Source organism: Candidatus Methanoperedens nitratireducens (genome assembly GCF_000685155.1).
GTDB classification, from domain to species: domain Archaea; phylum Halobacteriota; class Methanosarcinia; order Methanosarcinales; family Methanoperedenaceae; genus Methanoperedens; species Methanoperedens nitratireducens.
In genome coordinates this window covers 1-25,015 of record NZ_JMIY01000009.1, presented here as the reverse complement: position 1 = coordinate 25,015, position 25,015 = coordinate 1, and the positions used below count along the sequence as shown (strand labels likewise).

33 protein-coding genes are annotated in these 25,015 nt (G+C 41.7%); 19 read left to right on the top strand and 14 right to left on the bottom strand.

Features of this window, described 5'->3' with window-relative positions:
• Positions 1-33: 33 nt before the first annotated feature.
• On the bottom strand, positions 34-1,002 hold the full coding sequence (locus tag ANME2D_RS16395) for a class I SAM-dependent methyltransferase (RefSeq protein WP_048094066.1): 969 nt from the start codon (positions 1,000-1,002) through the stop codon (positions 34-36).
• Positions 1,003-1,095: 93 nt separating this feature from the next.
• Between ANME2D_RS16395 and dph5 the strand changes: the two genes are divergently transcribed.
• A complete protein-coding gene (gene dph5 / locus ANME2D_RS16390; protein ID WP_048094065.1) occupies positions 1,096-1,884 on the top strand; it encodes a diphthine synthase in 789 nt (262 codons plus the stop codon).
• Positions 1,885-1,892: 8 nt separating this feature from the next.
• Here dph5 and ANME2D_RS18580 read toward each other — a convergent pair whose 3' ends face one another.
• From ANME2D_RS18580 to ANME2D_RS16385, 3 genes are read right to left on the bottom strand one after another with little or no spacing between them, the layout of a single operon-like run.
• A complete protein-coding gene (locus tag ANME2D_RS18580) occupies positions 1,893-2,030 on the bottom strand; it encodes a hypothetical protein (RefSeq protein WP_206741782.1) in 138 nt (45 codons plus the stop codon).
• A gap of 35 nt (positions 2,031-2,065) precedes the next feature.
• Positions 2,066-2,218 carry a hypothetical protein gene (locus tag ANME2D_RS18305; protein ID WP_157834187.1) on the bottom strand — a complete coding sequence of 51 codons (153 nt, stop codon included), beginning with the start codon at positions 2,216-2,218 and terminating at the stop codon, positions 2,066-2,068.
• Complete coding sequence (locus tag ANME2D_RS16385; RefSeq protein WP_048094064.1) at positions 2,219-2,977, bottom strand: fumarylacetoacetate hydrolase family protein; 759 nt, start codon at positions 2,975-2,977, stop codon at positions 2,219-2,221.
• A gap of 318 nt (positions 2,978-3,295) precedes the next feature.
• Here ANME2D_RS16385 and ANME2D_RS16380 point away from each other — a divergent pair, with 318 nt between their 5' ends.
• The 6 genes from ANME2D_RS16380 to ANME2D_RS16355 all read left to right on the top strand — a co-directional run bounded on the left by ANME2D_RS16380 (position 3,296) and on the right by ANME2D_RS16355 (position 6,062).
• Complete coding sequence (locus ANME2D_RS16380; protein ID WP_157834186.1) at positions 3,296-3,433, top strand: DUF5371 family protein; 138 nt, start codon at positions 3,296-3,298, stop codon at positions 3,431-3,433.
• A gap of 1 nt (position 3,434) precedes the next feature.
• The gene (locus tag ANME2D_RS16375; RefSeq protein WP_048094062.1) at positions 3,435-3,692 is read left to right on the top strand and encodes a hypothetical protein; all 258 of its coding nucleotides are present in this window, start codon (positions 3,435-3,437) and stop codon (positions 3,690-3,692) included.
• A 118-nt stretch (positions 3,693-3,810) separates the two neighbouring features.
• Positions 3,811-4,197 (top strand): 5-(carboxyamino)imidazole ribonucleotide mutase, encoded by a 387-nt coding sequence (gene purE, locus ANME2D_RS16370; RefSeq protein WP_048094061.1) that lies wholly within the window; start codon positions 3,811-3,813, stop codon positions 4,195-4,197.
• A gap of 18 nt (positions 4,198-4,215) precedes the next feature.
• Entirely contained in the window at positions 4,216-4,836 is a 621-nt protein-coding gene (locus tag ANME2D_RS16365; protein ID WP_048094060.1) for a flavodoxin family protein, read from the top strand.
• Positions 4,837-4,857: 21 nt separating this feature from the next.
• A complete protein-coding gene (gene afpA, locus ANME2D_RS16360; RefSeq protein ID WP_048094059.1) occupies positions 4,858-5,427 on the top strand; it encodes an archaeoflavoprotein AfpA in 570 nt (189 codons plus the stop codon).
• Positions 5,418-6,062: a MarC family protein gene (locus tag ANME2D_RS16355; RefSeq protein WP_048094058.1), complete on the top strand. Its 645-nt coding sequence runs from the start codon at positions 5,418-5,420 to the stop codon at positions 6,060-6,062. Before afpA ends, ANME2D_RS16355 begins: the two co-directional genes overlap by 10 nt.
• 163 nt (positions 6,063-6,225) lie before the next feature.
• Here the strand turns inward: ANME2D_RS16355 and comE are convergent, their stop codons facing one another.
• The 8 genes from comE to ANME2D_RS16315 all read right to left on the bottom strand — a co-directional run bounded on the left by comE (position 6,226) and on the right by ANME2D_RS16315 (position 11,779).
• Positions 6,226-7,344 carry a sulfopyruvate decarboxylase subunit beta gene (comE, locus tag ANME2D_RS16350; RefSeq protein WP_241763396.1) on the bottom strand — a complete coding sequence of 373 codons (1,119 nt, stop codon included), beginning with the start codon at positions 7,342-7,344 and terminating at the stop codon, positions 6,226-6,228.
• The gene (locus tag ANME2D_RS16345; RefSeq protein WP_081810358.1) at positions 7,341-8,666 is read right to left on the bottom strand and encodes a cysteate synthase; all 1,326 of its coding nucleotides are present in this window, start codon (positions 8,664-8,666) and stop codon (positions 7,341-7,343) included. Before ANME2D_RS16345 ends, comE begins: the two co-directional genes overlap by 4 nt.
• A gap of 151 nt (positions 8,667-8,817) precedes the next feature.
• Positions 8,818-9,996 carry an NAD(P)/FAD-dependent oxidoreductase gene (locus tag ANME2D_RS16340; RefSeq protein ID WP_048094057.1) on the bottom strand — a complete coding sequence of 393 codons (1,179 nt, stop codon included), beginning with the start codon at positions 9,994-9,996 and terminating at the stop codon, positions 8,818-8,820.
• A complete protein-coding gene (locus ANME2D_RS16335) occupies positions 9,993-10,163 on the bottom strand; it encodes a 4Fe-4S binding protein (protein WP_048094056.1) in 171 nt (56 codons plus the stop codon). The genes ANME2D_RS16340 and ANME2D_RS16335 overlap by 4 nt, the downstream gene beginning before the upstream one ends.
• Positions 10,164-10,211: 48 nt before the next feature.
• Positions 10,212-10,547: a hypothetical protein gene (locus tag ANME2D_RS16330; protein ID WP_048094055.1), complete on the bottom strand. Its 336-nt coding sequence runs from the start codon at positions 10,545-10,547 to the stop codon at positions 10,212-10,214.
• A gap of 62 nt (positions 10,548-10,609) precedes the next feature.
• Positions 10,610-11,092 (bottom strand): 50S ribosomal protein L11, encoded by a 483-nt coding sequence (locus ANME2D_RS16325; RefSeq protein ID WP_048094054.1) that lies wholly within the window; start codon positions 11,090-11,092, stop codon positions 10,610-10,612.
• 25 nt (positions 11,093-11,117) lie between these two features.
• Positions 11,118-11,582 (bottom strand): transcription elongation factor Spt5, encoded by a 465-nt coding sequence (locus ANME2D_RS16320; RefSeq protein WP_048094053.1) that lies wholly within the window; start codon positions 11,580-11,582, stop codon positions 11,118-11,120.
• Entirely contained in the window at positions 11,579-11,779 is a 201-nt protein-coding gene (locus tag ANME2D_RS16315; protein WP_048094052.1) for a protein translocase SEC61 complex subunit gamma, read from the bottom strand. The genes ANME2D_RS16320 and ANME2D_RS16315 overlap by 4 nt, the downstream gene beginning before the upstream one ends.
• A 719-nt stretch (positions 11,780-12,498) precedes the next feature.
• Here ANME2D_RS16315 and ANME2D_RS16310 point away from each other — a divergent pair.
• From ANME2D_RS16310 to ANME2D_RS16270, 9 genes are all read left to right on the top strand, one after another.
• The gene (locus ANME2D_RS16310; RefSeq protein ID WP_048094051.1) at positions 12,499-12,699 is read left to right on the top strand and encodes a DUF5371 family protein; all 201 of its coding nucleotides are present in this window, start codon (positions 12,499-12,501) and stop codon (positions 12,697-12,699) included.
• A gap of 328 nt (positions 12,700-13,027) precedes the next feature.
• Complete coding sequence (locus ANME2D_RS17185) at positions 13,028-13,537, top strand: type IV pilin (RefSeq protein ID WP_052369011.1); 510 nt, start codon at positions 13,028-13,030, stop codon at positions 13,535-13,537.
• A 49-nt stretch (positions 13,538-13,586) separates the two neighbouring features.
• Positions 13,587-14,093 (top strand): type IV pilin, encoded by a 507-nt coding sequence (locus ANME2D_RS17180; protein WP_052369010.1) that lies wholly within the window; start codon positions 13,587-13,589, stop codon positions 14,091-14,093.
• Between the two features lie 857 nt (positions 14,094-14,950).
• Complete coding sequence (locus ANME2D_RS16295; protein ID WP_048094050.1) at positions 14,951-15,328, top strand: MarR family transcriptional regulator; 378 nt, start codon at positions 14,951-14,953, stop codon at positions 15,326-15,328.
• Between the two features lie 181 nt (positions 15,329-15,509).
• Positions 15,510-15,743 (top strand): hypothetical protein, encoded by a 234-nt coding sequence (locus tag ANME2D_RS16290; protein ID WP_048094049.1) that lies wholly within the window; start codon positions 15,510-15,512, stop codon positions 15,741-15,743.
• Positions 15,724-16,533 (top strand): hypothetical protein, encoded by an 810-nt coding sequence (locus ANME2D_RS16285; RefSeq protein WP_048094048.1) that lies wholly within the window; start codon positions 15,724-15,726, stop codon positions 16,531-16,533. Before ANME2D_RS16290 ends, ANME2D_RS16285 begins: the two co-directional genes overlap by 20 nt.
• Before the next feature lie 37 nt (positions 16,534-16,570).
• Positions 16,571-17,671 (top strand): tetratricopeptide repeat protein, encoded by a 1,101-nt coding sequence (locus ANME2D_RS16280; protein WP_048094047.1) that lies wholly within the window; start codon positions 16,571-16,573, stop codon positions 17,669-17,671.
• Positions 17,672-17,900: 229 nt separating this feature from the next.
• On the top strand, positions 17,901-18,554 hold the full coding sequence (locus ANME2D_RS16275) for a hypothetical protein (RefSeq protein ID WP_048094046.1): 654 nt from the start codon (positions 17,901-17,903) through the stop codon (positions 18,552-18,554).
• Entirely contained in the window at positions 18,555-20,828 is a 2,274-nt protein-coding gene (locus ANME2D_RS16270) for a type IV secretory system conjugative DNA transfer family protein (protein ID WP_052369009.1), read from the top strand.
• Positions 20,829-20,977: 149 nt separating this feature from the next.
• Here ANME2D_RS16270 and ANME2D_RS18300 read toward each other — a convergent pair whose 3' ends face one another.
• Positions 20,978-21,139 carry a hypothetical protein gene (locus ANME2D_RS18300; RefSeq protein ID WP_157834185.1) on the bottom strand — a complete coding sequence of 54 codons (162 nt, stop codon included), beginning with the start codon at positions 21,137-21,139 and terminating at the stop codon, positions 20,978-20,980.
• A gap of 369 nt (positions 21,140-21,508) precedes the next feature.
• On the opposite strand from ANME2D_RS18300, the gene ANME2D_RS18900 reads away from it, so the two are divergent.
• The 3 genes from ANME2D_RS18900 (at position 21,509) to ANME2D_RS16255 (ending at position 22,728) form a co-directional block, all read left to right on the top strand.
• Positions 21,509-21,637 carry a hypothetical protein gene (locus ANME2D_RS18900; RefSeq protein WP_277812957.1) on the top strand — a complete coding sequence of 43 codons (129 nt, stop codon included), beginning with the start codon at positions 21,509-21,511 and terminating at the stop codon, positions 21,635-21,637.
• Positions 21,638-21,659: 22 nt separating this feature from the next.
• Positions 21,660-22,073 (top strand): DUF3024 domain-containing protein, encoded by a 414-nt coding sequence (locus ANME2D_RS16260; protein WP_048094044.1) that lies wholly within the window; start codon positions 21,660-21,662, stop codon positions 22,071-22,073.
• Positions 22,074-22,158: 85 nt separating this feature from the next.
• A complete protein-coding gene (locus tag ANME2D_RS16255) occupies positions 22,159-22,728 on the top strand; it encodes a plasmid pRiA4b ORF-3 family protein (protein WP_048094043.1) in 570 nt (189 codons plus the stop codon).
• Between the two features lie 293 nt (positions 22,729-23,021).
• Here ANME2D_RS16255 and ANME2D_RS16250 read toward each other — a convergent pair whose 3' ends face one another.
• The gene (locus ANME2D_RS16250; RefSeq protein ID WP_157834184.1) at positions 23,022-24,791 is read right to left on the bottom strand and encodes a DUF3732 domain-containing protein; all 1,770 of its coding nucleotides are present in this window, start codon (positions 24,789-24,791) and stop codon (positions 23,022-23,024) included.
• Positions 24,792-25,015 lie beyond the last annotated feature (224 nt).

Below are 25,015 nucleotides of genomic sequence, written 5' to 3'. Positions count from 1 at the left end.
ACTGTGCAGTCTCTAAAGTATCACAACAGCAGGTCAAAATACCTGAAAATCGATACATATGTTATACTGGTACGGGGCGTAAGGTCTCACTATTCTTTTATTGAGGGGTACTATCCTCATACCATGATGTGATGCTGTCTCTTCGATCTTCTTTAGTACCCCATCGAATAGATCATCTTCGTGCGCTATGGCATAGAAATGAATGATCCCGCCTTTTTTTACTATGCCCAGTGCAGCATCCAGAAACTCAAGGCTGCTGTGAGGCAGGTTCATGATGACATGATCAACCCCTGAGATCCCTTTGATCTCATCCCTTGCATCCCCCTCTCTTATTTCAACATTTCTTACCTTATTAAGTTTCACATTCTCTCTCAGGTAGTGGATCGCATCCGGATTCTTATCAATAGCGATCACGTGCGCAGAAGGAAACTTTTTTGCGATCAGGATGCTGAATGGCCCGACGCCTGCAAACATATCCACCACCTTCTCACCATCATGTATCTGGTTTGCAACCCTCAATCTCTCAGTTGCAAGGCGTGGAGTGAAATACACCCTGGCGATATCAAGCTTATACCTGCACTCGTTCTCTTTATAGAGCGTCTCTGTCTTCCTCTCCCCTGCCAGTACTGATAATCCACGCGTCCTGTACTCTCCGCCTACCGAGGTTTCAGCCTGAAGGACTGTTTTTATCTTTTTCTGCCGTATCAGGACCTCTGCAATCCGCTGTGCTTCAGGCTCATGCCTGTCTATAATCGCGATGTCCCCTATCTGCTCATACGCAGGTGCGAATCCCAGTATTTCAGCAGGAGATTTTTCTTTCTCTAATACTTCAAAATCCCTCTTTTCGATATCGTATCCCTGGACTGGCCTGGTGATCGGAATTAAAAGGTAATCATCCTCGGATCTTATTTTCAGGCTCTTATCAATAGCGTCAAGTTCAATGAGTTTTCGTCTTGCCTCTTCTGCGGCTTTTTTAGGGATTCTTATGCACAGGGATTCCATATTATTAAAATAATCGTTATAAGGATATAATATTTTAGCTTTTTGTTCACCTCGATAGTAAGGCTTACAAATATTGCCGACTAATACTGCAATGTGCTTACGTTTATTGGACTTGGATTATACGATGAGAAAGACATAACAGTAAAAGGACTGGAAGCTGTAAGGAGAGCAGATATAGTTTATGCTGAATTCTATACCTCGCACCTGATGGGTACCAGCATAGAGAAAATGGAAGAACTCTACGGCAGGAAAGTGACAGTACTCACAAGAGAAGATGTTGAGCAGAATACATCATGGCTTTCTCTTGCAAAAGAAAAGAACGTGGTGTTCCTGACAGGCGGGGATGCCATGGTGGCGACCACACATATAGACCTGCGTCTTCGCGCAATCGATATGGGTATTGATACAGCGATTATACATGCTCCGTCGATCTCATCCGCAGTCTCGGGATTGAGCGGGTTACAGAACTACAGGTTCGGCAAATCAACAACTATTCCGTTCCCCTACACACGGAGAGATAAGACCATCATATCAGAGGCTCCATACGATACTATCAAAATGAACAGGAGAAATAACCTCCATACACTTGTTTTTCTTGATATAGACAGGGAGAAGGGATTTATGAGAATCGGAGAAGCTGTATCAATACTGATGGAGATGGAAGAGCGACGGGGTGAGGGCGTACTTGTAAATGCGCTGGCTGTGGGTATCGCAAGGGCAGGGTCGGATTCTCCTGTAGCACATGCTGATTATCTTGAAAAACTAAAAGATTATGATTTTGGCAGGCCTCTCCATACTCTTATTATTCCTGCTCAACTCCATTTTATTGAGGCTGAAGCGCTGGTGAAACTGTGCGGTGCACCCCAGGACATCATGAAATGAAATAATATTTATTTCATCTTTCTTTTTTCTTTTGCAAGCTTCTTTTTTGCATCACCGCTTCCTGAAGCTGCCAGTTTTTCAAGCTCTGTTATTTTTTCCTTACGCTCACGCTCTTTTCTTTCCATAATCTTTTTCGACATTGACATGTTCTATACCTCTTAATTGAAAATATTTAAACTATCTAACCCATATACTTCTTTCTTCTTCTTTCTATTGAATCCTTTAACCTATCATGGTCACTGGATGGCATTTTTGCTTCAGGAAGCTTTTTCTCTTCTCTCTTGGGAGGTTTATGTTTTCGGTTTTCCCAGATATTCTCATATACATCAGACATTCAATTCACCTTCTCAGTATAATCTTGAGCAACTACAGTGTTTTTCAATATACCTATATCTTCTATCTCTATCTCTACTTCATCCCCTACTGACAGTTTACCCACCCCGGGCGGTGTACCGGTAGATATTATATCACCTGGCTCAAGGGTCATGATGCCAGAGATAAACTCAATTAGCTGCGGCACATCAAAAATGAGGTTGGCTGTCGTTGAGTCCTGCCGCAGTTTTCCGTTCACCCTTGTTTTAATAGCAAGATTGCTTACATCCAGCCCCGGATCTGCAATATAAGGACCAACAGGCGCGAACGTATCAAAACACTTGGCACGCGTCCACTGTATATCCTCCTTTTGAAGATCCCTTGCGGTTACATCATTAAAACATGTATAGCCCATTATCACGCTGCCGGCATCGGCTGCGCGGATATTCCTGCAACGCTTACTGATTATCACAGCAAGCTCTCCCTCATAATCAACATGGCTGGTTGAATCAGGATATATGATCTTCCCAAGATTACCTATAACCGCAGATGGAGGCTTCAAAAAGAGTACTGGTTTATCAGGTATCTGCATATTTAGCTCTCTGGCGTGATCTCTATAGTTAAGTCCCACACATATTATTTTACTGGGCTGTGCTGGTGGTAATAATAGTATATCTGAAAGTAGATATGTATCAGAGTACAATCCCCTGTTAACAACAACACTGCTGCCTCTCACTTCACCATCGAATATCTCATTACCGTGTTTGAATCTGCCGATCATAAACTCATATCCTCTTATTTATATGTTCTTTATGTACTATCATGCCACTAATTAATGTATATCATATAAATATAGGCATGAAGACGACACTCTTATTTAATACTGTTTAAGTGATCGCCTTCAAAGTCTCTTAATGTATATATGATCATGCATATTAATATTATTATGCTTAGTAACACCATCCGTACGGTAATCTTAATTTTAGTAAATTAATATATAAATTAAATAATAGTTTAAAAACAGAAAAGTATATACATAATGCGAATTATTATAATCATCATTATTATGGTTCTATTGGCATACAGAGGAGATAACAAAATGAAAATAGTCCATGTTCAATCTGTACTTCCACAGGATGATGTAGTTGCATTGAAGGAAAAGGCGCGTGAGTCCTCCATTAAAGAGGCAATTTCAAAGGCAGTGTATCATTATTTAAAATGTAATAAGGAGGAGTAATATGAAGTATGCTCCCAGATATATTACATCAATTCCAATTCAAAATCAGCAAACAGGATATATAAATATATCCCTGGGTTCTGATAAAAATGGAGCAATTGGTATATATTTTGGAGACTCTGTCGAACTTGAGCAGAGTTCAAATTATATGAATGATGACGCTTTTCCCAACAGTGGACTGCTGGCAAGCGGGAAATACTCGATGTGGCTATCCATGTTCTCAAGGCATATAAAAATGGCATTTGAAGATGATGATTAAATGGCAACAATGAACCAATAAGGAGCCATAAAGCTGGGGGACCGGTCATCCCCCACACCTCTCCACTTAGAACCTGGAATTAAAAAGGTTTTAAGTATTAATTAACTATTAATGAACTATGGTGACCGTAGCAATATTGATTGGTTCAGAGTCAGACAGGCACATTGCAGAGCGAGTAGCGAATGTGTTTGATGAGGCGGGAGTGAATTATGAGATACGTGTACTTTCTGCGCACAGGAATCCACTGGAGTTAGATAGTTATATATCAGACAGTGATGCAGAGATCTTTATAGGAATTGCAGGTTTATCAGCAGCACTTCCTGGAGCAATTGCCTCAAGAACAAAAAAACCTGTTATCGGCGTTCCTGTAAGTTCTAAACTCGGAGGTCTTGATGCTCTCTTATCCATAGCCCAGATGCCAAAAGGCGTCCCTGTAGCCTGCGTAGGGATAGACAATGGTGAGAATGCAGCACACCTTGCCCTCAGGATACTCGGTACGAAGTGAACTCAGCAGGTGAACATTTTGGGAGTGGAAAGAATAAAACTTTTCGGGATCTCAGGCAGTCCAAGAAAAGCCTCAACTGATTACATAGTGAGAGAGTCACTGAGATACGCTTCAGAAAAATACCCTGTAGAAACTGAATACTTCTCTGCCCAGGGAAAGAAATTAAACTTCTGTATCCACTGCGATTACTGTATACGAGAAAAGAGCGGCTGTATCCATAACGATGATATGCAGCAGGTCTATGAAAAACTTAAATGGGCTGATGCACTCATAATCGGCACGCCCGTATATCAGGGGATGGTGAGCGGCCAGATAAAGGTGATAATGGACAGGTGCAGGGCCATAGCTGCGCAGTATCCGCATTTTATCATGAATAAACCGGGTGGCGCGATCGCAGTCGGGGGAGACAGGATAGGCGGGCAGGAGCCTTCTATACAGGCAATACTCAACTTTTATATCATAAACGGGGCAATCCCGGTGGGTGGCGGTTCCTTCGGGGCGAATCTGGGCGGTACGTTGTGGTCAAAAGACCTGGGAGCGAATGGCGTTAGAGATGATGAGGAAGGCTTGAAGAGCATGCGCAGGACTGTAAATAAATTGATGAAAATGGCTTTAATGCTAAAGAGCATAAAGGATTGAGATATAACCACTGGTAATGCTATGACTTTAAGAATCGCATGGGGAATTACAGGCTGCGGCGATTATCTAAAAGAAAGCCTTGAGATAATGAAAGAGGTAACTAGAGAGCATGACCTTGAGGTAAGGGTATTTCTCTCACAGGCAGGTGAGATGGTCGTAAAATGGTATAAGCTCTTTAATGATCTAAAATCCAGTTTTCCCAGGACTTTTGTTGAAAAATCACCGAACATCCCGTTTCTGGCGGGTGACCTTCAGCTTGGCAAATACGATTTTCTCCTGATCCTGCCCTCCACCTCCAACACAGTGGGAAAAATCGCTGCCGGAATTTCGGATACCCTTCTGTCGAATGCGGCAGCGTTGGCCATGAAAGCAAAAGTGCCGGTCTATATTTTTCCAGCAGACCAGAGAGAAGGCGAAATCACCACGGATCTGCCTGGTGGCAAAAAACTCACGCTCACAATGCGGGATATAGATATCGAGGCTGTGGATAAACTTAGAAAAATGCACGGGATAACTGTGATGGGGCATCCTGATGAAATAAGGGAAATCGTTAAAAAGCATATCGAGGGCAAGAGATCATCGTGGATTTAAACTTCGCTTTATACTCGTTTATTGCAATTTTCATAATAGTGGACCCTGTAGCAAACGTGCCGATATTCATGGCAATTCTTGCTGATTTCAGCAAGAAGAAACGCAGGGCTATGGTGAAGAGAGCAGTAATTATTGCAGTTATTATCCTGATTATATTTACGCTTGCAGGAAATGCGATATTTCGCTACCTCGGTATAGAGATGTACTCTTTCAGAATAGCAGGGGGTTTTCTTTTATTTATAATCTCCCTCGAGATGCTTTTCGGCATGAGACCAAGCACCAAGAGCACTGCCAAAGAGGAAGAAGAGGCTATACATAAGGAGGATGTAGCCGTTACGCCGCTTGCGATACCCCTTCTCACAGGGCCGGGGGCTATTACAACCAGTATAGTTCTCTTCAACACGGCAGAAGAAGTAACAGATCAGGCTCTCCTTTTTGTAAGTATTATTCTTGTATATCTTGTTTCATATTATATCCTGTCCAGATCTGATAAGGCTTTTGAAATCCTGGGTTACACAGGCACGATGGTCATTGTCAGGATAATGGGATTACTTCTTGCAGCCATATCTGTACAGTTCATTATCGCCGGGATCGAAGAGGCAATAATAAATATAAGTCCGAGGATTCAGGTTTAGGGAAAAACATCACACTTTTTTCACACCATTGTTTATATACATAAAACCTTAAAAAGATGCCTGGATTTTCCCCACTCCACCCATATAAACTATTTTTCCTGTCCCACAGGCAAAAAGGGGGGAAAATCCACTCATTAAATCAATTCTCAATGTGTACGCTTGATCACGATCCTATCGCTTTCATGAACCTCTGCTTGATCTCCCTGGCAGAAAGAGGGATCTCCCTGCAAGCAGCATTTACAGGCTTTACAACCACATGAATAAGATTCGCCTTACGCAGTAAGGCCTGCTTCAATTCCTCTTCTGTATTTGCCTTTGCGGTATTTTTTATCCCGCTCGCCACTGCCAGAAGTTCAAGATCAACCTGTGTGCGTGTACAGGTCTCCTGGTTTCCTGTTGAGCCGTACGCTGCATTATCGACCGCTATTACACTCAGGTTCCCCGGTTTATAAGCCCCGATGCAGCTCAGAGCATTGGGGTTCATGAGCAGGCTTCCGTCGCCATCGATCACATACACATGCCTTTTCTGTGCCATAGCCAGCCCTAACCCGATAGGCGATACCAGTCCCATAGAACCCATCATATAGAAATTAAGCTCCCTGTCCCTGATCTCATATAATTCTTTAGCAGGGATACCAAGATTTGAGAGTATAATATCCTCACCTGCTGTGGATGCTAATACCTTAATCGCCTCGTACCGCGTCATCACAGGTTCTTTAATTTCTGCTGCAAGGTTCAATTCTGAGACCCTCGGGATTATCTCTAAAGGTGCAGGAACTTCGCCTGGAGATCCCTCCCACACAGCAGGGGATATAAGAACAACATGCGGCCTCTCATTTTTAAAAGCATCCCTGATTGCAGGATCTATCTTATCAAGTTCATCCCTTGATTCGATCTTTGTGAGATTTATACCTGCAGCGTCCAGGATAGCAGGCATCCTTTCTCCAGACAGCACCTGGGCTTCTATTGACTCCTTATAAACACCGCGCCAGCTTACAAGTACAGGCAGCGGGATGCCATAGGTGAGATTGAGGGAGAGAAGCGCGTTTATCATATTGCCGATACCTGTACTCTGGATAACCATTACAGGTCTTTTGCCCCCAAGGTACGCGCCTGCACAGATCCCAACGCCGTTCTCCTCGCGTGTAAGGGGAATAGTCTTTATGCTTCTGCTGATCTGCGGTAGAAGCACTTTTATCCTGTCGCACGGCAGCGTTGCGGCAATATCGATGCTGTTGTTTTTGAGGATCTCAACTACCCTGTGTTCAGGACTATCTATCAAGCCAGTACCTTTTCGCAGATTATTTCCTCAAGCGGGATATTTGCATTCTCTGCATATGCTGTCGGCTCTATCTTGTATGGGGAATAATCCATCTCAAGACGTTTTACACCACCGCCTGTTATATTCAGCAGGATATGGTCATCAACTTCCACCTGCCGGTTCTCCACAGCCTTTATTAGAGATGCGACCGCCACACCTGCAGGCGGGAAAATATCTATACCTTCAAGATGTTCAAACAGCTTCTGGGAAGCTTTTGCTTCATTGTTTGAGATCCCGTACATTGTCCCGTCTGTTGAACACAGTGCATCGTACACACCGCCTCCTATGGAGTACGGCGGTTCTCTGTTTGAGAGGATATCAGCATACATCTCATGGATGAGTTTCTTGGGATCGGGCATATCGATATCCTTGATTATCTCGCGCCTTCCCGCCTTCCAGGCGTTGAGCATGGGAGTAAAAGGCAAATTCTGGGCAAGATGAAGCTCTGGCAATCTCATGCCGAACCGTCCATCCACGATAAGCCGCAGTGATGCTTCCCATGCTGAAATACCGCCTGTTCCGCTGCCGATAGCCTGGAAATAATGATCAGGCATTCGTTTCATATGAAATGCAGCATCGAGCATTACAGTCCCCATCCCATCCCTGCGTGCCACATTCCTCGCACCGCCTTCTGCCACCATGCCCGGAAGGGATGCAAGCCGCTCAGCAAGATGGATCGAATCTGTATAATCGCAGTTCTTTCCCATCTGTATAAGATGTACAGAATCAGAGGGCTCCTCTGGAAGCCACATCCTTGGTATTCCGCTCTCTGGAACTATGATATAGACCTCTATCCCTGTCAGGGCCGATGCATGGGCAAAAGCGCGCGCTGTGTTCCCTGCCGATGCCAGTACAAGTGAGCCTCCTGAATTCTTAAGTCTCTGGATAGTCGGGAAAGCTTCCAGTTCCTTGAAGCTGCATGTTTTTATAAAAGCCCCCCTCTCAGGCCAGTAACCATTAAAAGAGATATACAGGTTATTTAATCCCAGTTCAGAGGCAAGATCTATGCTTTTATATGTAATCGAACCTGCATTTGATGTTATTATCTCATGTACAGGCAGCCAGTCATGGAATTTTCCCATTCCAGGAACGTCTTTTAATATGATCTGCCTGTTACTGTAATTCGTCCGTAGCAGTGCGCTGTCTGTCGGGCATTTCAGACGATCATCAGAATAAATGCCAGAGCAGCCTGTGCAGACAAGGTTATATTTTGAATCCCCGGATAGAATCCCTGAGTGCAATTGTAAAATATGATCACCACATGCAGATCTACTATATATCATAATTAATTATTTAACTTAGGTGAGTATTTATGTCTTTCCATTTAAAGCATATTTTTTTCCAGAACAGGATACAAAATTATTTTCATAATACTTTTGTCCGTCTTAAAAATTGTTTTCTAAATATTACACATAAGTGAGGGATAGTTCACTTTCACTTGAACAACGTCCTGAGTTCCCAGAGCATTTTAGGATTCTTCTTAAACAGAATAAACAATAACGATGGCAATGCCATATTACTGACATCCACACCTTTAAGCGAGTATGCAAGCTTATTTAACTGTTCATCTGTTAGTTTAATAAGCAGGTTTTTGACCTGAAGGGACTTACCGAGTTCTTTTCCTATAGTGGCGCGCCATTTATCCTCGTATTCCTTTAAAGTATTAACAGAATAATCTCCTATTTCTTTTGCTTTTATACAGACTTCTCCTGCCATTTTCCCTGCGTCCATTGCATTGGTAATGCCGCCTCCAGTCAGAGGGTCGGACTGCCTGGCCGCATCACCCACAAGCATAAGACCATCGGTAACTGTCTGTTCTATCGGTCCGCTGACAGGTACGCCGCCGACTACCATTTCCACGATTTTAGCCTGAGGCATGTTATTATGTATATATCTTTGGAGGAGTGATATTGCTCTTACATCCCCGGACTTGCTTCCGAGAATACCGATCCCAACATTTGCCATATGCCCGCCTTTTGGGAATATCCATAAGTACCCACCAGGGGCATAATTATTGCCCAGATAGAACGTACTGTATTCACCCGGGTCAATGTTTGAGACCAAGAATTGTGCACAGGTCTCAATATCAGCAGGTTTTAATGAGGTGTCTATCCCGCCCCATCTTCCTATTTTTGATTCTATGCCATCTGCTCCTATGACTATATCAGCCTTAATATTATAAGTCTCCCCCAGATACATGGCCTCGATCCCGGCAACTCTTCCATTTGATCTGAGTAACCCTGTCGCCCTTGTCTTCACCATGACCTCAGCACCTGCCATAGCGGCCATCTGGGCTAATGCGCGATCAAAGACCTTTCTCTCAAGCACGTAACCCGCTTTCATGCTGGATGTATCTTCAGATATCTTAATCTCAGTCCCATCTGGAGCAATCAGCAAGGAACCTTTTACTTCTGCAGCTATCCATCTATTGTCAGGTTCTATATGCTTTTTCAGGGCATCTTTCCCCACCCCTTCAGCACATCTTACAGGGTCTCCTATCTCCTGCCTTTTTTCAATGAGCAGGACATCCAGCCCTGCCTCAGCGCAGGTTTTTGCAGTTATCGAGCCTGCAGGCCCTGCCCCAACAACGATCACGTCATACCTGTCCCTCATTTAACCTCCAGCGCACCCACAGGACATATCTTTGCACAGATACCGCAACTGGTGCAGGTATTATCCACCTCTACCCAGGTCTCTATCAGTTCAAGCGCACCTGCGGGACAGACACCAACACATGCCCCGCAGTATCCACACTTATAACGGTTTACATTAAGGCTCATAGGTCTTTGCTGCTAACGCAGTTAGCACATATAAATTTTATTAAGTTGCTATTTCTCTGCCAGTTTTTCAAGGATTCTCTCAAGGCGCTGGTTATGCTCTTTCATCCACCGGTTGTGCTCGTCTTGATTTATTACAAACGTTTCAAGCGTTGTGTTCATTTTAGTAAGAGTACCTTTCACCTCTCCAAGCGTACCACTCACCTCTCCAAGCGTACCACTCATCTCTCCAAGCGTACCTTTCATCTCCCCGGTATCTGCTTTTATTCCATCAAGCAGGTCTATACCAATATCAAATTTTTTACTAAATTCATAATAATTATCAGTTGCCACCCTGCTGAATATATGCGGTAATAAGATATTGTATCTTTTTATCCGGGTCTGCATAGTCAAATCATACATCCTGAACAATATTAAATTTACGCTTACAAATAATCAAAAAAAATAAATTAAAGCGGCTCGGATAGCTCCGAGTCGAATTTTCCGCTGTCAATAGCCGCAGTAGCTTCTTTGGGATTCATACCTTCAAAAGTCACACCCAGAGGAGCGCATGAGCCAATGACCTCTTTTACTATATTCTTTAATGATTTTGAGAGGGTACCGTTCTTCTTCATGCGCGCAATCTTCACGGCCTGCTTCACAGTAAGATTACCAACTACCTGTGTGCCAGGGGTTCCTGAGCCTTTCTCAGTTCCTATTTCTTTCTTAATGAGCGCGGATGTAGGCGGGGTCCCGACCTGGATTGTGAATTGTTTTTTATCGTCAACTATGATCTTGATAGGGATCTGCATTCCCTTGAAGTCCGCTGTCTGTTCATTGATCTTATCTATGATCGCTTTTACATTTACACCAAGCGGACCAAGTGCTGGACCCAGTGGTGGGCCCGGGGTAGCCTGACCGCCAACAACCAGTGCTTCTACAACGCTTACCATTTTTATCTCCTATATTAAATAATGATTATTTCTCGATCTCTTCTCGTTTCAATACTCTTACATTGTCACCACGAACTGTAACAGGGATAGGAACCATCGCCTCAAAGAGTTCAACCGTGATCTCTTCACGAGCCTCATCAATCCGTTTTACTCTTGCCTTTTCACCCTTGAAAGGACCGGATATAAGCTCTACTATACTGCCCTCAGTGATACCCGTAACTGTAAGCTTTGGTGTAAGGAAATGCTCGATCTCAGCAAAACTGGATCTGCCTTTCACCACGGTACGTGCATGAGGCAGGGTATGGATAACCTGTTCCACTATCTCAGGGCCTGCCGCCTCAACAAGAATGTATCCTCTTAATTCATCAGGCGCAAGGATCGAGAGGATATCAAGGTGTTCTTTTCTTGCTACCTTCTCAATAAGGTTAGCCACAGCTCTTTCCTGATTTGCTGTCGTCTTGACAACGTAGATAGCAGATTCATCATTCATTTAAACCATCCTGGCATTACAGTCACAAGTAAATATATGATAAATCCGATAAATCCTATTAATAGTATACCTGCTCCCGCGACTTTTGCGATCACGGTAAATTCTTCTCTTGTGGGCTTCCTTGTCAACTTGAGTATCCTGAGGTACTCACTGAATTTTAAAGGTATATTCCCTGGTATTTGCTTGTCTTCTAACAATATCTTTCACATCCACTTAAATGGTAGTAATAAGTGATAAAAGCTATCCCAAAATAATAGCAGTCCCCAATTATACTCAATATAAAAATAGTTTTCGCCTTAATTGAACCCATCCAGTCTTTACATGAGCAATTAGACATCATAGGAATCCATACATGCCTGGCAGGATAAATGCGATTGAACACTGATTGCAAGGATGACACGGAATCGCATCTTAGACTCAGATGTGGTTGAGCTAATATAAACAACTAACTGGTACGAACTCGATACGAACTCGGACTTATGAGTTCGTTTAAGTTCGTTTTGAGTTCGTTGTTAATCGTCTTTTTCATTGTCATCTATAAACCAGTTCATAGCCGACTTTGCGTCCTGGTATGAAAAAGTTCAATATATATCGCATCTTAGACTCGGATGTGGTTGAGCTAATATAAACAACGAACTGGTACGAACTCGATACGAACTCGGGCTGGAGTTCGTTTAAGTTCGTTTTGAGTTCGTTGTTAATCGTCCTTTTTATTGTTATCTATGAACCAGTTCATAGCCGACTTTGCGGTGATTTATTCAATGAAGATCGTATGTTGAATTAGTGGATGGGCTTTTTGCACCCGCAACCTTTAAATACTGATTATCATAATCATATGATGATTATAAGATGAGATGGTTGTACTGCAGTTCATGTTGTGCGGGCATCATCTCAAATAAGGAGATGGAAAAGGAAAATGGCAAAAATAATGCATGTGCAGACAGTTCTTTCAATGGAAGATATCGAGGCTTTAAAGCAGAAGACAGGAGAGGGAAGCACCAAAGAAGCTCTAGCAAAAGCCGTTCATCATTTTCTTGAATGCCAGTACACACACGTAGAAGATATGTGGGCAAAAAAGATTGAAAATGTTGTGAGACGAAAACAGGAAGAAAGGTGAACTACAACACTTAAGGACGGGGCCTCCTGCCTCATCGTGTCTCCAGCCAGACACTCCTGAAGGCTACACCTGCGGTGCATTCCGTGAGCAATTTTCTGCAGTCCCTGCAGTACATGATAGTAGCACTTTTAAATTTCTACATTCGCCCCTGTCCTAACATAATTACCTCATTATCATAAGGATAATGATTATATCCTTTGTGCGCATTTTATCAGTCGTTGATTTAGTGTCCTACAGACCAGGAAGCAGTCAGATTTACGTCAGAGCTGACGATTCAATATAATCCAGGGGATGTGGACACCAAAAAATAAAAAGAAGGTGAATTGATATGAGAATAAAGGAAAGAATAACTAAAAATGAAGAGGCAGTATCGCCCGTCATCGGTGTTATCCTGATGGTGGCGATCACTGTCATACTTGCGGCTGTGATCGCTGTATTTGTGTTCCAGATAGGCGGCGAACAGCAAAAAGCACCGACAGCGAGCATAACAGCATCAAACAACCCAGATACACCCAATGAATTCGATCTGAAGATACAGCATAAAGGCGGAGATACACTGAAAGGTGGAGACTGGAAATTATCCGTAGTCAACGCAAGTGGATCTGATACCGCACCGGTTTTTGTAATCTCAAATTCAACATTTGGTGAATTATCAGTTGGAGCCCAGATCAAAATAACTAATGTAACAACTCCATGTACTTCTACCACCTGTGACGTAAACAACACAATACTTACTGTTCCTGGTGGATCGCTATTAACAAATACCAAGTACGACGTTAAGCTGGTTCACATCCCATCCAACGCCATGCTGCTTGACACAGTCGTTGAAGTAAGGTAGAGCTATCAAAGGCCCCATTCCCTTTTTCAGGGGTCTTTTCCTTTTTAAAATGCAACTTATAAGCATTTTTCTCAAGAATGCGGATGCGGTATCACCCATCATAGGCGTTGTCCTGACAGTGGTTATTACTGTTATGATTGCAGCACTGGTCGCTGTGTTCGGGTTCAGTTTTGGCGCAACAGAATCAAAAGGACCGACTGCGGCCATTACAGTTGAGAATGCTCCTGATACAATCGGGGTTGCTGACCTGAAGATACAGCATAAAGGCGGGGACAGGCTGGTAGGAGGTGACTGGAGTTTATCCATAGTCCCTGTCGGACAGCCTCCTGTATATCAGCGCTCACTTACTGATCTCAAGGTCGGGGATCAGATAATGACCATGAACGTGACCAATCATCCAAACGCTGTGTATAATGTGACCAATTCTGTTGTCAATATAACGGCTGGCGATGACCCTGCTGTGACGAGACTTGTAGCGGGTCAGAAGTACGATGTTAAGATAATCGTGTACCCGTTCAAGAACATGGTGCTTGATACCGTGGTCGAAGTAAGGTAGGGTAGGCTGGATACCAGAGGCATCTTTTTATTTTTGTGTCGTTAACAGAAGCTTTGCTGAGCACTATTTGTAAATGAAAGCCTTATTTTACATCATGGTGTCTATAGACCTCCATGTTTTTGGATAGCTTTGATTTATTTGCCTTTTACAACTCACCTCTATTTTGATTCACGCCGAACTCGAAGTTTGAAGCGTGGTAATTTCAGTTATGAGCTAATTGGTTATAAAGGTATACTTAGCTACCGCATACCAAAATCCAGGGTTTTTACGATATTTTTTGGATATAAAAGAAAATGGAAGCAATATGAAAGAATATAGAATAATATGAAAACTCCAATACCGATATGGAAGAATATGAAAGCTTGTTTTGCCTTTCGTTCTCTAACCTTCCACCCCCCACCCATTCATTCTTGCTTCCATATTTACAACAGTGAGAATTGCCAAATATCTCAAAGACCATATATATGGTGTACCCTTCTCGCTCGCCCTCGCTTGCGCTCGGGCTCGCTTTGATATTCTATTAATATACGAATTCGAGCTTTTATATGAAAGAGGCACGGGATCTCAAACCCCACCCAATTGATTGTATACCCAAAAATTACATGATAATCATAATGCTTAAGATTATTATTTACATGGATAAATATATATTTATGTAGATCGTACATATGCATCGTACACATAGATTGTACACATGTACCTGGCAGATCGGCAGGTTGGGAAGTGGTTATAGAGGGGGTGGGAGTGGTTTTATCCTCCTCTCTTCATTTAGCTAACAGCGACATGTAGTTCACTCAAGGTTTTGCCATCAAAAGATTAAAATAATAACAATGCATAACATTGCTTGGGAGTTAATAATGATAACTACTACTGTCAAACAACTCAACAAGAAGGAAGAAGAAATCGCAGATACTCTTATTTCCTTGGGAATAAGCAGACCTGTTGCTATGGCGTTAGGCTATCTTCAAGGTGTGAACGAGGCTACAGCGATAGAGCTTGAGAGAAGAGCCGGATTGCGCCAGCCTGAAGTCAGCATTGCTATGAGAGAGCTAAAGGAACGTGACTGGATAAACGAGCGTGATGAGAAGAAAACAGGCAAAGGCAGGCCGTATAAGATATACTCACTTAAAATAGGTTTTAACGAGATAGTAGCCCAGCTTGAAGAGCAACAGAAAAAGGTTGTAGATAAATCGCAGGAAAAGATTGAGCGGTTGAAGATATTAAAGGGATATTAAGACGAACATGAACCGATCCTTTTACCTTATAAAAATTTATGTAATTAATCTCTAGCCAATTCCCAATTCTTTCTGCTCTTCCCCCATCCCTCTAAGTAAATATTTGTAAGGCGCAATCGAAAAGTTTATCCGTGTTACTAAATATAGCAAGCTACGGATTGGACGGTGGTAATATTTGTCCATGCAAAGTGTCGGTGAGAAGAATATCCTAAAAATGTCTTATAATACAACATGGTACATAAGATCTACAATAGTAACTCCTACAGCAGCAACAACACTCGCAGTTATAGTAAGGGCTATATGGGCATTTTGGTTAAATCCACCTCTGCCTGATTTCAGTTTTTCCATTAATCCAAAGCATAGAAATCAGACGATAAAAATGGAGGAAAAAAGATATGGTTTTAAATATATCTGATATTCCAACTATACTTGTTATAGCTGGGTTAATATTCCTTTTTATAGCAATAGTTAGAAATATTAGCGGTAAGCTCGAAACATCAATTGACGAAAATCAAGCTAAATTTCTCGGAATAGTCGGTGTTAGTCTCCTTGGTCTTGGATTAATCGCGCCATCCATAGGGATATTCCTACCTCCTGAGATTAAGCCAACACCAATAACAACATCTATTCCAACTCCTACACCAACACCTTCATCTACTCCTATAATTACGCCAACACCAACATCTACAATAACACAAACCTACTCATTCACTCCGATATATATTCCTGATGCTTTTTATCCTTCTGGCTGGATGGGAGATTGGGGTGATATAAAGTTAGATGAAAGCTCAACAGAAGACTTCTATTCAAAGCCAATAAGTATAAAAATCAACTACTCTGCAGCACGTTCACAAGGAGAAGGATGGGCTGGAATTTATTGGCAATATCCGGCTAAGAATTGGGGGGACAAACCTGAGGGCATGAACTTGACTGGAGCAACCAAACTAACATTCTGGGCAAGAGGCGAGAAAGGGGGAGAAAAAGCAGAGTTCAAAGTAGGCGGTATAACTGGTCAATATCCAGACTCAATCCAACCACCAGTTTCCACAGGTATAATTTCTTTGTCAGATAAATGGCAACAATACACTATTGATTTAAAAGGCAAGGACTTAAGTCATGTCATCGGGGGATTTTTATGGGTCACAAACAAAGAACAGAATCCACAAGGTAGCATTATTTACTTAGATGATATAAGTTACGAGTAATATGTAACATTTAAAATCAATACTAGTAGGCGTTTGGATGGGAATTACTCTAGTAATTGGTATAGTGTCGAGATTTTTGAGGAGTTTTTCGTATAAGATAACCAAAGTTTGTAATCAAATTGGTCGTGGGGTTAGTAGCAACAGAATAGTAGCAATTTGTACAGCGCTTATTTTATTTTTAGGAGCAATTACTTACATTCATCCACCTCTACCATATTCAAGTGATGAGCTAGTAGAGAGAGGAAATAATTTTTATGAAAAGAGAGATTATCAAGAAGCCGTTAAAAATTATGGTAGATCATTGGATATTGATAAGGAAAATGGAAACGCTTGGAGAAAGAAGGGCTTTGCTTATCTTAATATAGGGATTAACAACGAAAGTTTAATAATTAATCTAACCAGAGCATATAGCAACGCAAGATCGCTAATAGAATTTTATAATTCATCTGATGACTCCATTATTATAAACCAAGATGCTTTTGAGAATGCATACTATTCTTTTGATCAGACATATAAAAGCAATCCAAAAGATTTTGAAGCTTTACTTTACAAAGGGATAGCTAGCCTTTATCTTTCTAATTCTTCCGGTTATAATCCGATTTCAGAGTTTGAAGAAGTAGTGACTGTTATAGATGATACTTCTTCATATAGACAAGATTCACCGATAGTAGAAATTAAATATTCTGCATGGTATGGTAAATGTGTATCATATCGAAAAATAGGATCTAAAGAGAAAGCAGAAGAATGCTTCCAAAGTTTATTTAAATTACCTGAAATAAAAATCATTGCTCCAAGAGAGGGTGATAAAGTCTCAGTTTCTACCATGGTTAGCGGAACCTTTTCTGGAAAATTGCCAGAAGAGCGATATATGTGGGTATTCGTAAATCCCCAAATAACCCCTAGTTTATGGTGGCCACAAGGGTTGCGAGTTGAGCCCAAAAAAGGACAATGGAATATGCAAGTTTGGATTGGTAACACGACATCCAATGTTGATATTGCTATCATTTTAGTGAACGAAAAGGATGATCAATATCTCTGGAATTATAGAAGAACAGGAGACAAAACAGGGAATTATCCTGGTATACCATTACCTGCTAGCGCAACTATTATGGATAAAATTACGGTAGTACAAAAATAGAAAGAATTGGCTGTATATGTAATTCTACGGCAACTTAGAAATCAATTGTTAAATAGCAGAAATCTACAGCCAAGTAGAAACCAAAAACTATTTAAATAAAGCTTTTCTTTTTAAATGCCAGTACCTACGGATAGGTGAGTGAAAAACATGGTTGGGACAGGAATTCTTTCCAAGGAACAGGTAATAGACAACTGTAATCTCTTAATTGTAGAAGAATCAGGAGGATAAGATGTCAAAAGCACAAATCTGGGCTTTGATAGTTTTTGGCACTCTCCTTTTACTGATCGGTTCTTTTGTGTCCGATATTCTTTTTTACTTAGGGCTTATCCTCATTGGAGCCGGTCTCTATCTGGGTTTAAGGCTAGGCGGGATATTAAGAAAAGAGCAGGTTCTGGATAGCTGGGGAATGTTAATTGAGAACGGTCAGGGCAAGTTCAACGAGATTTTCAAAGATACCGAGGATTTCATCAAGGAAAGCAAAGCCCCGTCTCTTGGGATAAGGAAAGAAAAGATGTCACCAGGAATAATCGGAAGTTTCTTTAGCGCCAAAAGAGATTTCTTAATGGTTAAAGACCAACAAAGCTCAATGCTCAGTCCCTATCAAATTTTCATTAATGCAAGGGACTATGGCAACAATCTTGATGTCTCCTGGTATTTGACCTACAGACCCTCACTTTTTGAGGCTTTGCTTCTCCTGTTCCGTCCTGGGGCATCGTCTATTGCTTTAAGCGAACTTGACCTTTTTGAGTTGCAGGACTTGACTGCCTATACCACGGTCTGCCACCACTCCACTCTGAAATCAGTGGGAAAGCTCATGCTTGCTCTTGATCAAGACCCCTCCAAGATCGAAAGGAAATCAAAAGGATTCCTTGGCATATCCTAAATGTGGCTTTTAGACTGGCTCAGAGGAAACAAAAAGGAAGAAGCTGAGACCATACTAGAGGAGGAAGAGACCGAAGTTATCCCTGAAGAGGATGCCCTGGATCTTGGCTGGTACTGGAGCGAGAGCAAAGACGAATTGCAGATGGCTAAAATCAGGGAAAAGGATAGGCGTACCCATCTTTACGTGGTAGGAGCCTCAGGTGCAGGAAAATCCAAGTTCCTGGAGTTCCTGATCAGGCAGGATATCCTGAACCAAAAGGGATTCGGCCTCATAGACCCTCACGGCGATCTGGTAGAAGAAATCAAAGGCTTTCTTGCCTTATATCTATCAAAAGAAGAAACAGAGGAAAGGATAGTCTATGTTGACCCTGCAAACGAAGGATACACCATAGCCTTCAATCCCCTTGAGAAAACAGAAGGCATCTCTTCATCTGAAATCTCAGCCGAGCTTATTGAAGCCTTCAAGAAAATCTGGCATGACTCCTGGGGAGCAAGGATGGAGGATCTCCTGAGGAACACCATGATTGCTCTCATAGAAGCCGAACTCACCCTGGTTGATCTTCCACGTTTCCTGACAGACGAGGACTTTAGATTAAATACCCTGGAAAAAGTAAAACACCCAATCACAAAGCAGTATTTCCAGCGTTTCAACAACCTCTCCCCAAAAACAAGGGACGAATGGATGGAATCAACCCTGAACAAGGTTAATGCCTTTCTTTCAGACGACAGGCTGAGGGAGATGTTCTCATTCAAGAGATCCTCATTCTCCTTAAGGGAAGTAATGGATAACAGCCGAATCCTTCTCCTGAAGCTTGATCGGGGAAGGCTCAAGGAAAACGCTGACCTTATCGGCTCCCTCTTCATGACCAAGATTAAGCTTGCTGCCTTCTCCCGCTCAGGGGTCCCAAAAGAACAGAGAACCCGGTTCTACCTTTACATCGATGAATTCCAGAACTTTGCCACCAAAACTTTCATTGAGCTACTTTCAGAAGCCAGAAAATATGGCCTGTCCCTGGTACTGGCTCACCAGAACCTTTCTCAACTGCCAGAGGATCTCCAGGACTCTATCCTCACTAACTGCGGAATCCAGGCCTGCTTCAGGATCTCAAGAAAAGACGCGGAAACAATGGCAAAGGAATTCTTTGAAACTACAGGCACAGAGATCAAGCACTTTTCAATCTCTCCAGAATCCAGCAAAGCCCAGTTCTATTCCTACCAAGAAGAATGGGAATGGAATTTTCAGGAACTACAGTCCCTGCCGAACAGGTTCTTTTACGTAAAGCACAAGATAGAGGGCGGAATAATCCCGCTTCAGACAGATAACATCGTTCCTGGCCATGAATTAGCCGAAGTTAATAAAGTAACATATGATGAAATTCTTGCAGATTACCACTTCGGTCTCAAGTATCTTAAGCCAAGAGGAAAGCCGCAACTGGAAGAGGCAAAAGAGAAGGGTAAGAAACCCCAATCCGAAGAAACAGCAGAGCCAAAAGAAGAAATTCCACAAAGCGAGACCAGCCATGAGCTTAAAAAATCAAGAACTCTGGAAGAGATCACTGCCTCTCTTACTCACCTGGAAAAGGCAATGCTCTGGGCAATCGGCACTGGTAACTATCTGGCCTCGGACATATATGAGGCAGCAAACAAGAAATTGAAATCCCTGGGAGCCTCGACCAGCAATTACTCCGAATTCAAGAAGAAGTTTTATGAACTTTCCAAGCTCCCTCCTGAAGGTAAAGGACTGGTTGAGTTCGTAAAAAGAGGGAAAAGCTCCTGCTACTGGCTCTCCCAATGGGGAGAGATGGCTTTTGCCGAGAAATTCAGCGTCCCTTCTGACCGCGCAATAAACGAGCTTGGAGGCGGGGGAAAACTTGGAAAGGCAGTATCCCTGGAGATCATCAAGAACTGGCTTGAGCCAGAAGGATACAAAGTGAGAAAGGAAGACGGGATTGACACTGATCTTAACCTGAGTAAAAGAGGATACACCGACCTTGTGGCAGAAAAGGATGGCCAGATTCTAAGAATCGAAATTGAGCACCGCACAACAAAAGAACAAATTGAGAAGAATATCAGGAAGAACCTTGAATATTCTGATATTCTCTATGAGATAGCCAGCGACGGGATAGCCAAAAAGAAACTGATTCAGGTTGCCCTGAAGACAATGTTTCGGTTAAGGAAGGAGAAGCCCAATAAAGATCTGGTGGTTAAAATAGCCACAATAGACGAACTTAAGAAGAGCGGCTTCAAAGATTGGTTCGAGGTGGGGAATAGGTAAGCGATAGCAGACATTCATACTACAAGAAAAGACCATAACATAACTGGATTTTTTTATTTGGTCTCTCATGATTACCATCATCAACATAATTTAATTTTTCCAGAAGAAATAAAGGGGTTAACAGACAATAGCGAAAGTTTAAACCTATTTCATATTGCATTATAGATCACACCTATCTCACACCTCTGTTTAAATACATGAAATCCTAAAAAATCATACGGATTTCCCCCGCCATCCACCACAAAAACTATTTTTCCTGTTCCCACAGGCAAAAAGGGGGAAATCCACCTATCCTTTAAATCAAAAATCATTTCGCAATTTTGAACCTAATATGATTAATGAACTCAAACAGAAAATTTTTAAAAGACTGGCATGAGGTGGGGAACAAGTGAGGGTGCCATAACCGTAAAAATACGGTCAGCGAAGGATTCATTACATGGTGATATTTAACCTTCAGCTAATAGATTGCTAATTACAGCAAGCCTCCAATCCAATGATGACTTGCTTGCCACCAGATTTAAGCTATAGTTATTAATTCCAGGGAGGTTTACTATTAATATATCAACTATCTGAGAGGAGGGAAATTTAAAATATGCACTACAAAGAAATGCAACGTCACGATGTCTCAAAACACTATAAACGACCCGAGCTGTGTGTGATTGAAGGGGAAGCATGCGGTCATGTCATTCCTGAACAAGCTGCTAAGATTCAAAACTTTAAAGGCGCTTGCCCTTTTTGTGGGCAGGTACAGGTATGGCATGTCCACGAAAGCCAGTTTTATTATCCTGAGTAAAAGCATCAGAACTTAGATTCGATATCGACAAGAACACCATGAAAAGAAGACAAAAAGTCTGGGTATTTCGTCCACCAAAACCTCCCAAGCCAAAGGTGCCAGAAAATATCAAGATAGAGGTGGAAACAAAAGCTAGTGAGCTTATCGAATCGTATCTAAAGCCAACTTACATCAAGCCTCCGCCTGAAGATAAGCATTTCAGTTACATAGTGGATATTTACGCAAAATGGTATCGCAGCTACTTTCACTTCTATGCGAAGTACTGCTGCCCCGCTCCGAATTGCATATCGCCATTTTTTGAAACAAAGTTCGCCCGTATGGAGTATGTTGGAAACGGCCTTTTTAACCTCTCATACATGAGATACACAGGGCAATGGCTTGAACTTTTTACAGATCTTTCTGTAGATGAATGTTTGGCAACTATCAGAGATGATCCTCACTTCATGCCGTGAAGGAAGAATAATTTGCCAGTGTCTATTCACTTTTTTTGGTAAAGTTTTAATGATTGTGGGCTAATTATCTATAGGAGAAACGAACATGGCTAAAATGAAACAGCCCACAGATATTTACGTTTATCAGATGAAGGTAACTCTCGAAGATAGCAAACCGCCGATCTGGAGAAGGATTCAGGTTACGAGCGCCGCTACATTATATAGGCTTCACAAGATTTTGCAGGTAGTCATGGGATGGAACGATTACCATCTTCACGAATTCATTATCGATGATATGCATTACGGTGAACCGAGCCCTGATTATGACTTTAAAATGAGAAATGAAAAAACCGTGAAATTGGGTCAAGTGGTTTTTGAAGAAGGGGCTAAATTTGCCTATATCTACGATTTTGGAGATTACTGGTATCATAAAATCCTGGTTGAAAAGATCCTGCCCCTGGAACCAGATAAGCACTATCCTATCTGCCTTAAAGGCAAACGCGCCTGTCCTCCCGAAGATTGCGGCGGAATCTGGGGCTATTACGAATTCCTAAAGGCAATTCAGGATCCCGACAACCCAGAGCATGATCACATGCTTGAGTGGGTGGGCGGTAGTTTTGATCCCGAAGCTTTTGATCTTGATGAAATCAACCGAGAATTGAGAAAAGTCAGATGAAAACTTATAGGAAATTCGAATATCAAGCCGCAGAGGAATAAAACTATAATCTTTCAGAGGAATACAATCCTGTATGAAACCAAAGAAGGGAAGTGGGACTCTCCTTGAAGAAATGAAACAATATCTGCCACAAAGGATAAAAGGTCTGAGGGCTATGGATAAGAAAAGAGAAGCCTAATAAAGATTTGGTAGTAGAAAATAGCCGCCATAGACGAGTTAAAGCAGAGCGGTTTTAAAGAATGGTTTGAAGTGGGGGTAGGTGAGGAAAGTGATTTCAAAAGTAGATGCACTTATTACCAATCCTGCGGAATCAGTGCTCTACCATCACGCCACCTATCCACAAGGTTAATATCCTTAATTCCTTGCCAAGTAATTTCATCAGCATGTTCTATCACAAGCAGTTGAAGTTTATTTTTTGTACGAGAAAGCCCTTCTGAGAGTGTTCTGAATATCTTATTTACTCGTTCAATATCATCAGAGCTCGGCTCCTCAGGAAGTTTACTGGGGTTCTTAGGATCTAGGTCACCAGGCCAGCGTTCTGGAAAATATACCTGGCTTGGTTGGTCGATAACTAGAAAATTGGGAACTGGGCTTATATTTAGGGATAAAAAATATTCATGTAAAGCTAGTAGAGTAGAAATATGGTATCCCATCCAATTTGCCCCGCTACCAATTTCCCACAAATAATCTTTTCGGGATCTATTTTTCAATAGTACCTGAACTGTCAGGTTAGTAGTATCAAGATGAATAGGATCATTTGGACGTTCAACATCAATGAACTTAACATAGTGAGATATGTAGGATGATATATAATTTAGAGCATTGCCTAGCCTTCTTTTCTCCTCTTCTGGATTAAGTTTCACCTTTATATCCTTAATGCGAGATTCAAGTAGTTTTAACTCCTCAACTAGACGACTATCGATTTGAACTATATTTAAATTATCAAGTGATTGCTCAAGCCTACCGACAAATCGATATATTTCATTTAATGTCTGTCTTCTTGCTCTTAAATCCTCAGATTTAGATTCCAGTAATTGGCGATGATCACGAACAACATTTAGCCTACCCTCTAGGTCACGTAATTGCTTTTTGATATCCGCAATTTCTTTATCCAAGACTTCACGTGCACTCGTAACAGCTTGTGATGTTCGCTGTACATTCTTTGTTACTTCAAGAAGCTTACTAATCTCATCTGATGCTGATCTGCTTTCTGAGCCGCAAAACGGGCATAGTGTTTTATCCTTGATTTTATCCTCAAACCAACCGACGCTATCTAATCTTTCTGTTTGAAAATTTAGTGCTTTCCCATACTGTTCCTCAGAATAAGATAGGCTCTCCAGTTTGGAGAGTTTATTACGCAGTACTCCAATAGAATGAGAAATACCTTCTTCCTCGTTCTTGAGCGCATTTAATTCCTTTACAGCGCGCTCCGTACTGCCTTCTTCTATCTTTGGAAGGTTCAATTCAGATGATTTAGGAACCTTCTGAAGGATTTGGATGTAATTGTTAATATCCCAATCAGTCTGAGGATTCGGCGCTTCTCTCAAAAGACCAAATTCTCGTGCCTTGGAATATGAAGCCTTAATATCTATAATCCATGCATTCGCAGCTGCTTTTCTATTATTCAACTCTTCTGTTTTTAATTCAAATTCCTTTACTAATTCCTTAAGTTCTCGTCTTAAAGCAAGTATTTTATTAGTAATTGCACCTAATACGAATGGAAAGATTGTCTTTAGTTTTTCTCTATGGTCGAAGGTATCTGCCTTGAAAAAGAGCGTGTATGGATTAGCTACAATGTGCTGGGGTTGGAATTCAAATGCAGCCATATCTCGTATACTAGGACGATATTTAAATGACGATTCTACTTCCCCTCCTGCAAAATCCAAGCTTGGTAAGCCTGCTAATTGATTCAATCTGTTTTTAAGCGCGTCAGTATTGCAGGTCTTATATGGATGATTAACAATCTCTACTGTCTCAGCTTCATTCATGTACATGTCTGTAGTTTGAGACTTATCCCCTGGCTCTGATCTAGCTACAAGCATTTGGGTTTTCTCTAATTGCAACAGTAAGCCGAACCACTCAGTTTTATCTCTTATTGGACCAACAGGAATTGCACACTTTTCGCTGCCTAAACAATAATCAATAATGGGTATAAGAGCGGATTTTCCTGTTTGGCTTTGACCAGTAATAACATTTATTGTATCTACTCAGGTTTTTTTAGATCCGTTTAGCTCCTAATATTTTGCCTCATTACTAAGTTTTAATAGCGAAAAGTGAATAGTGTAAC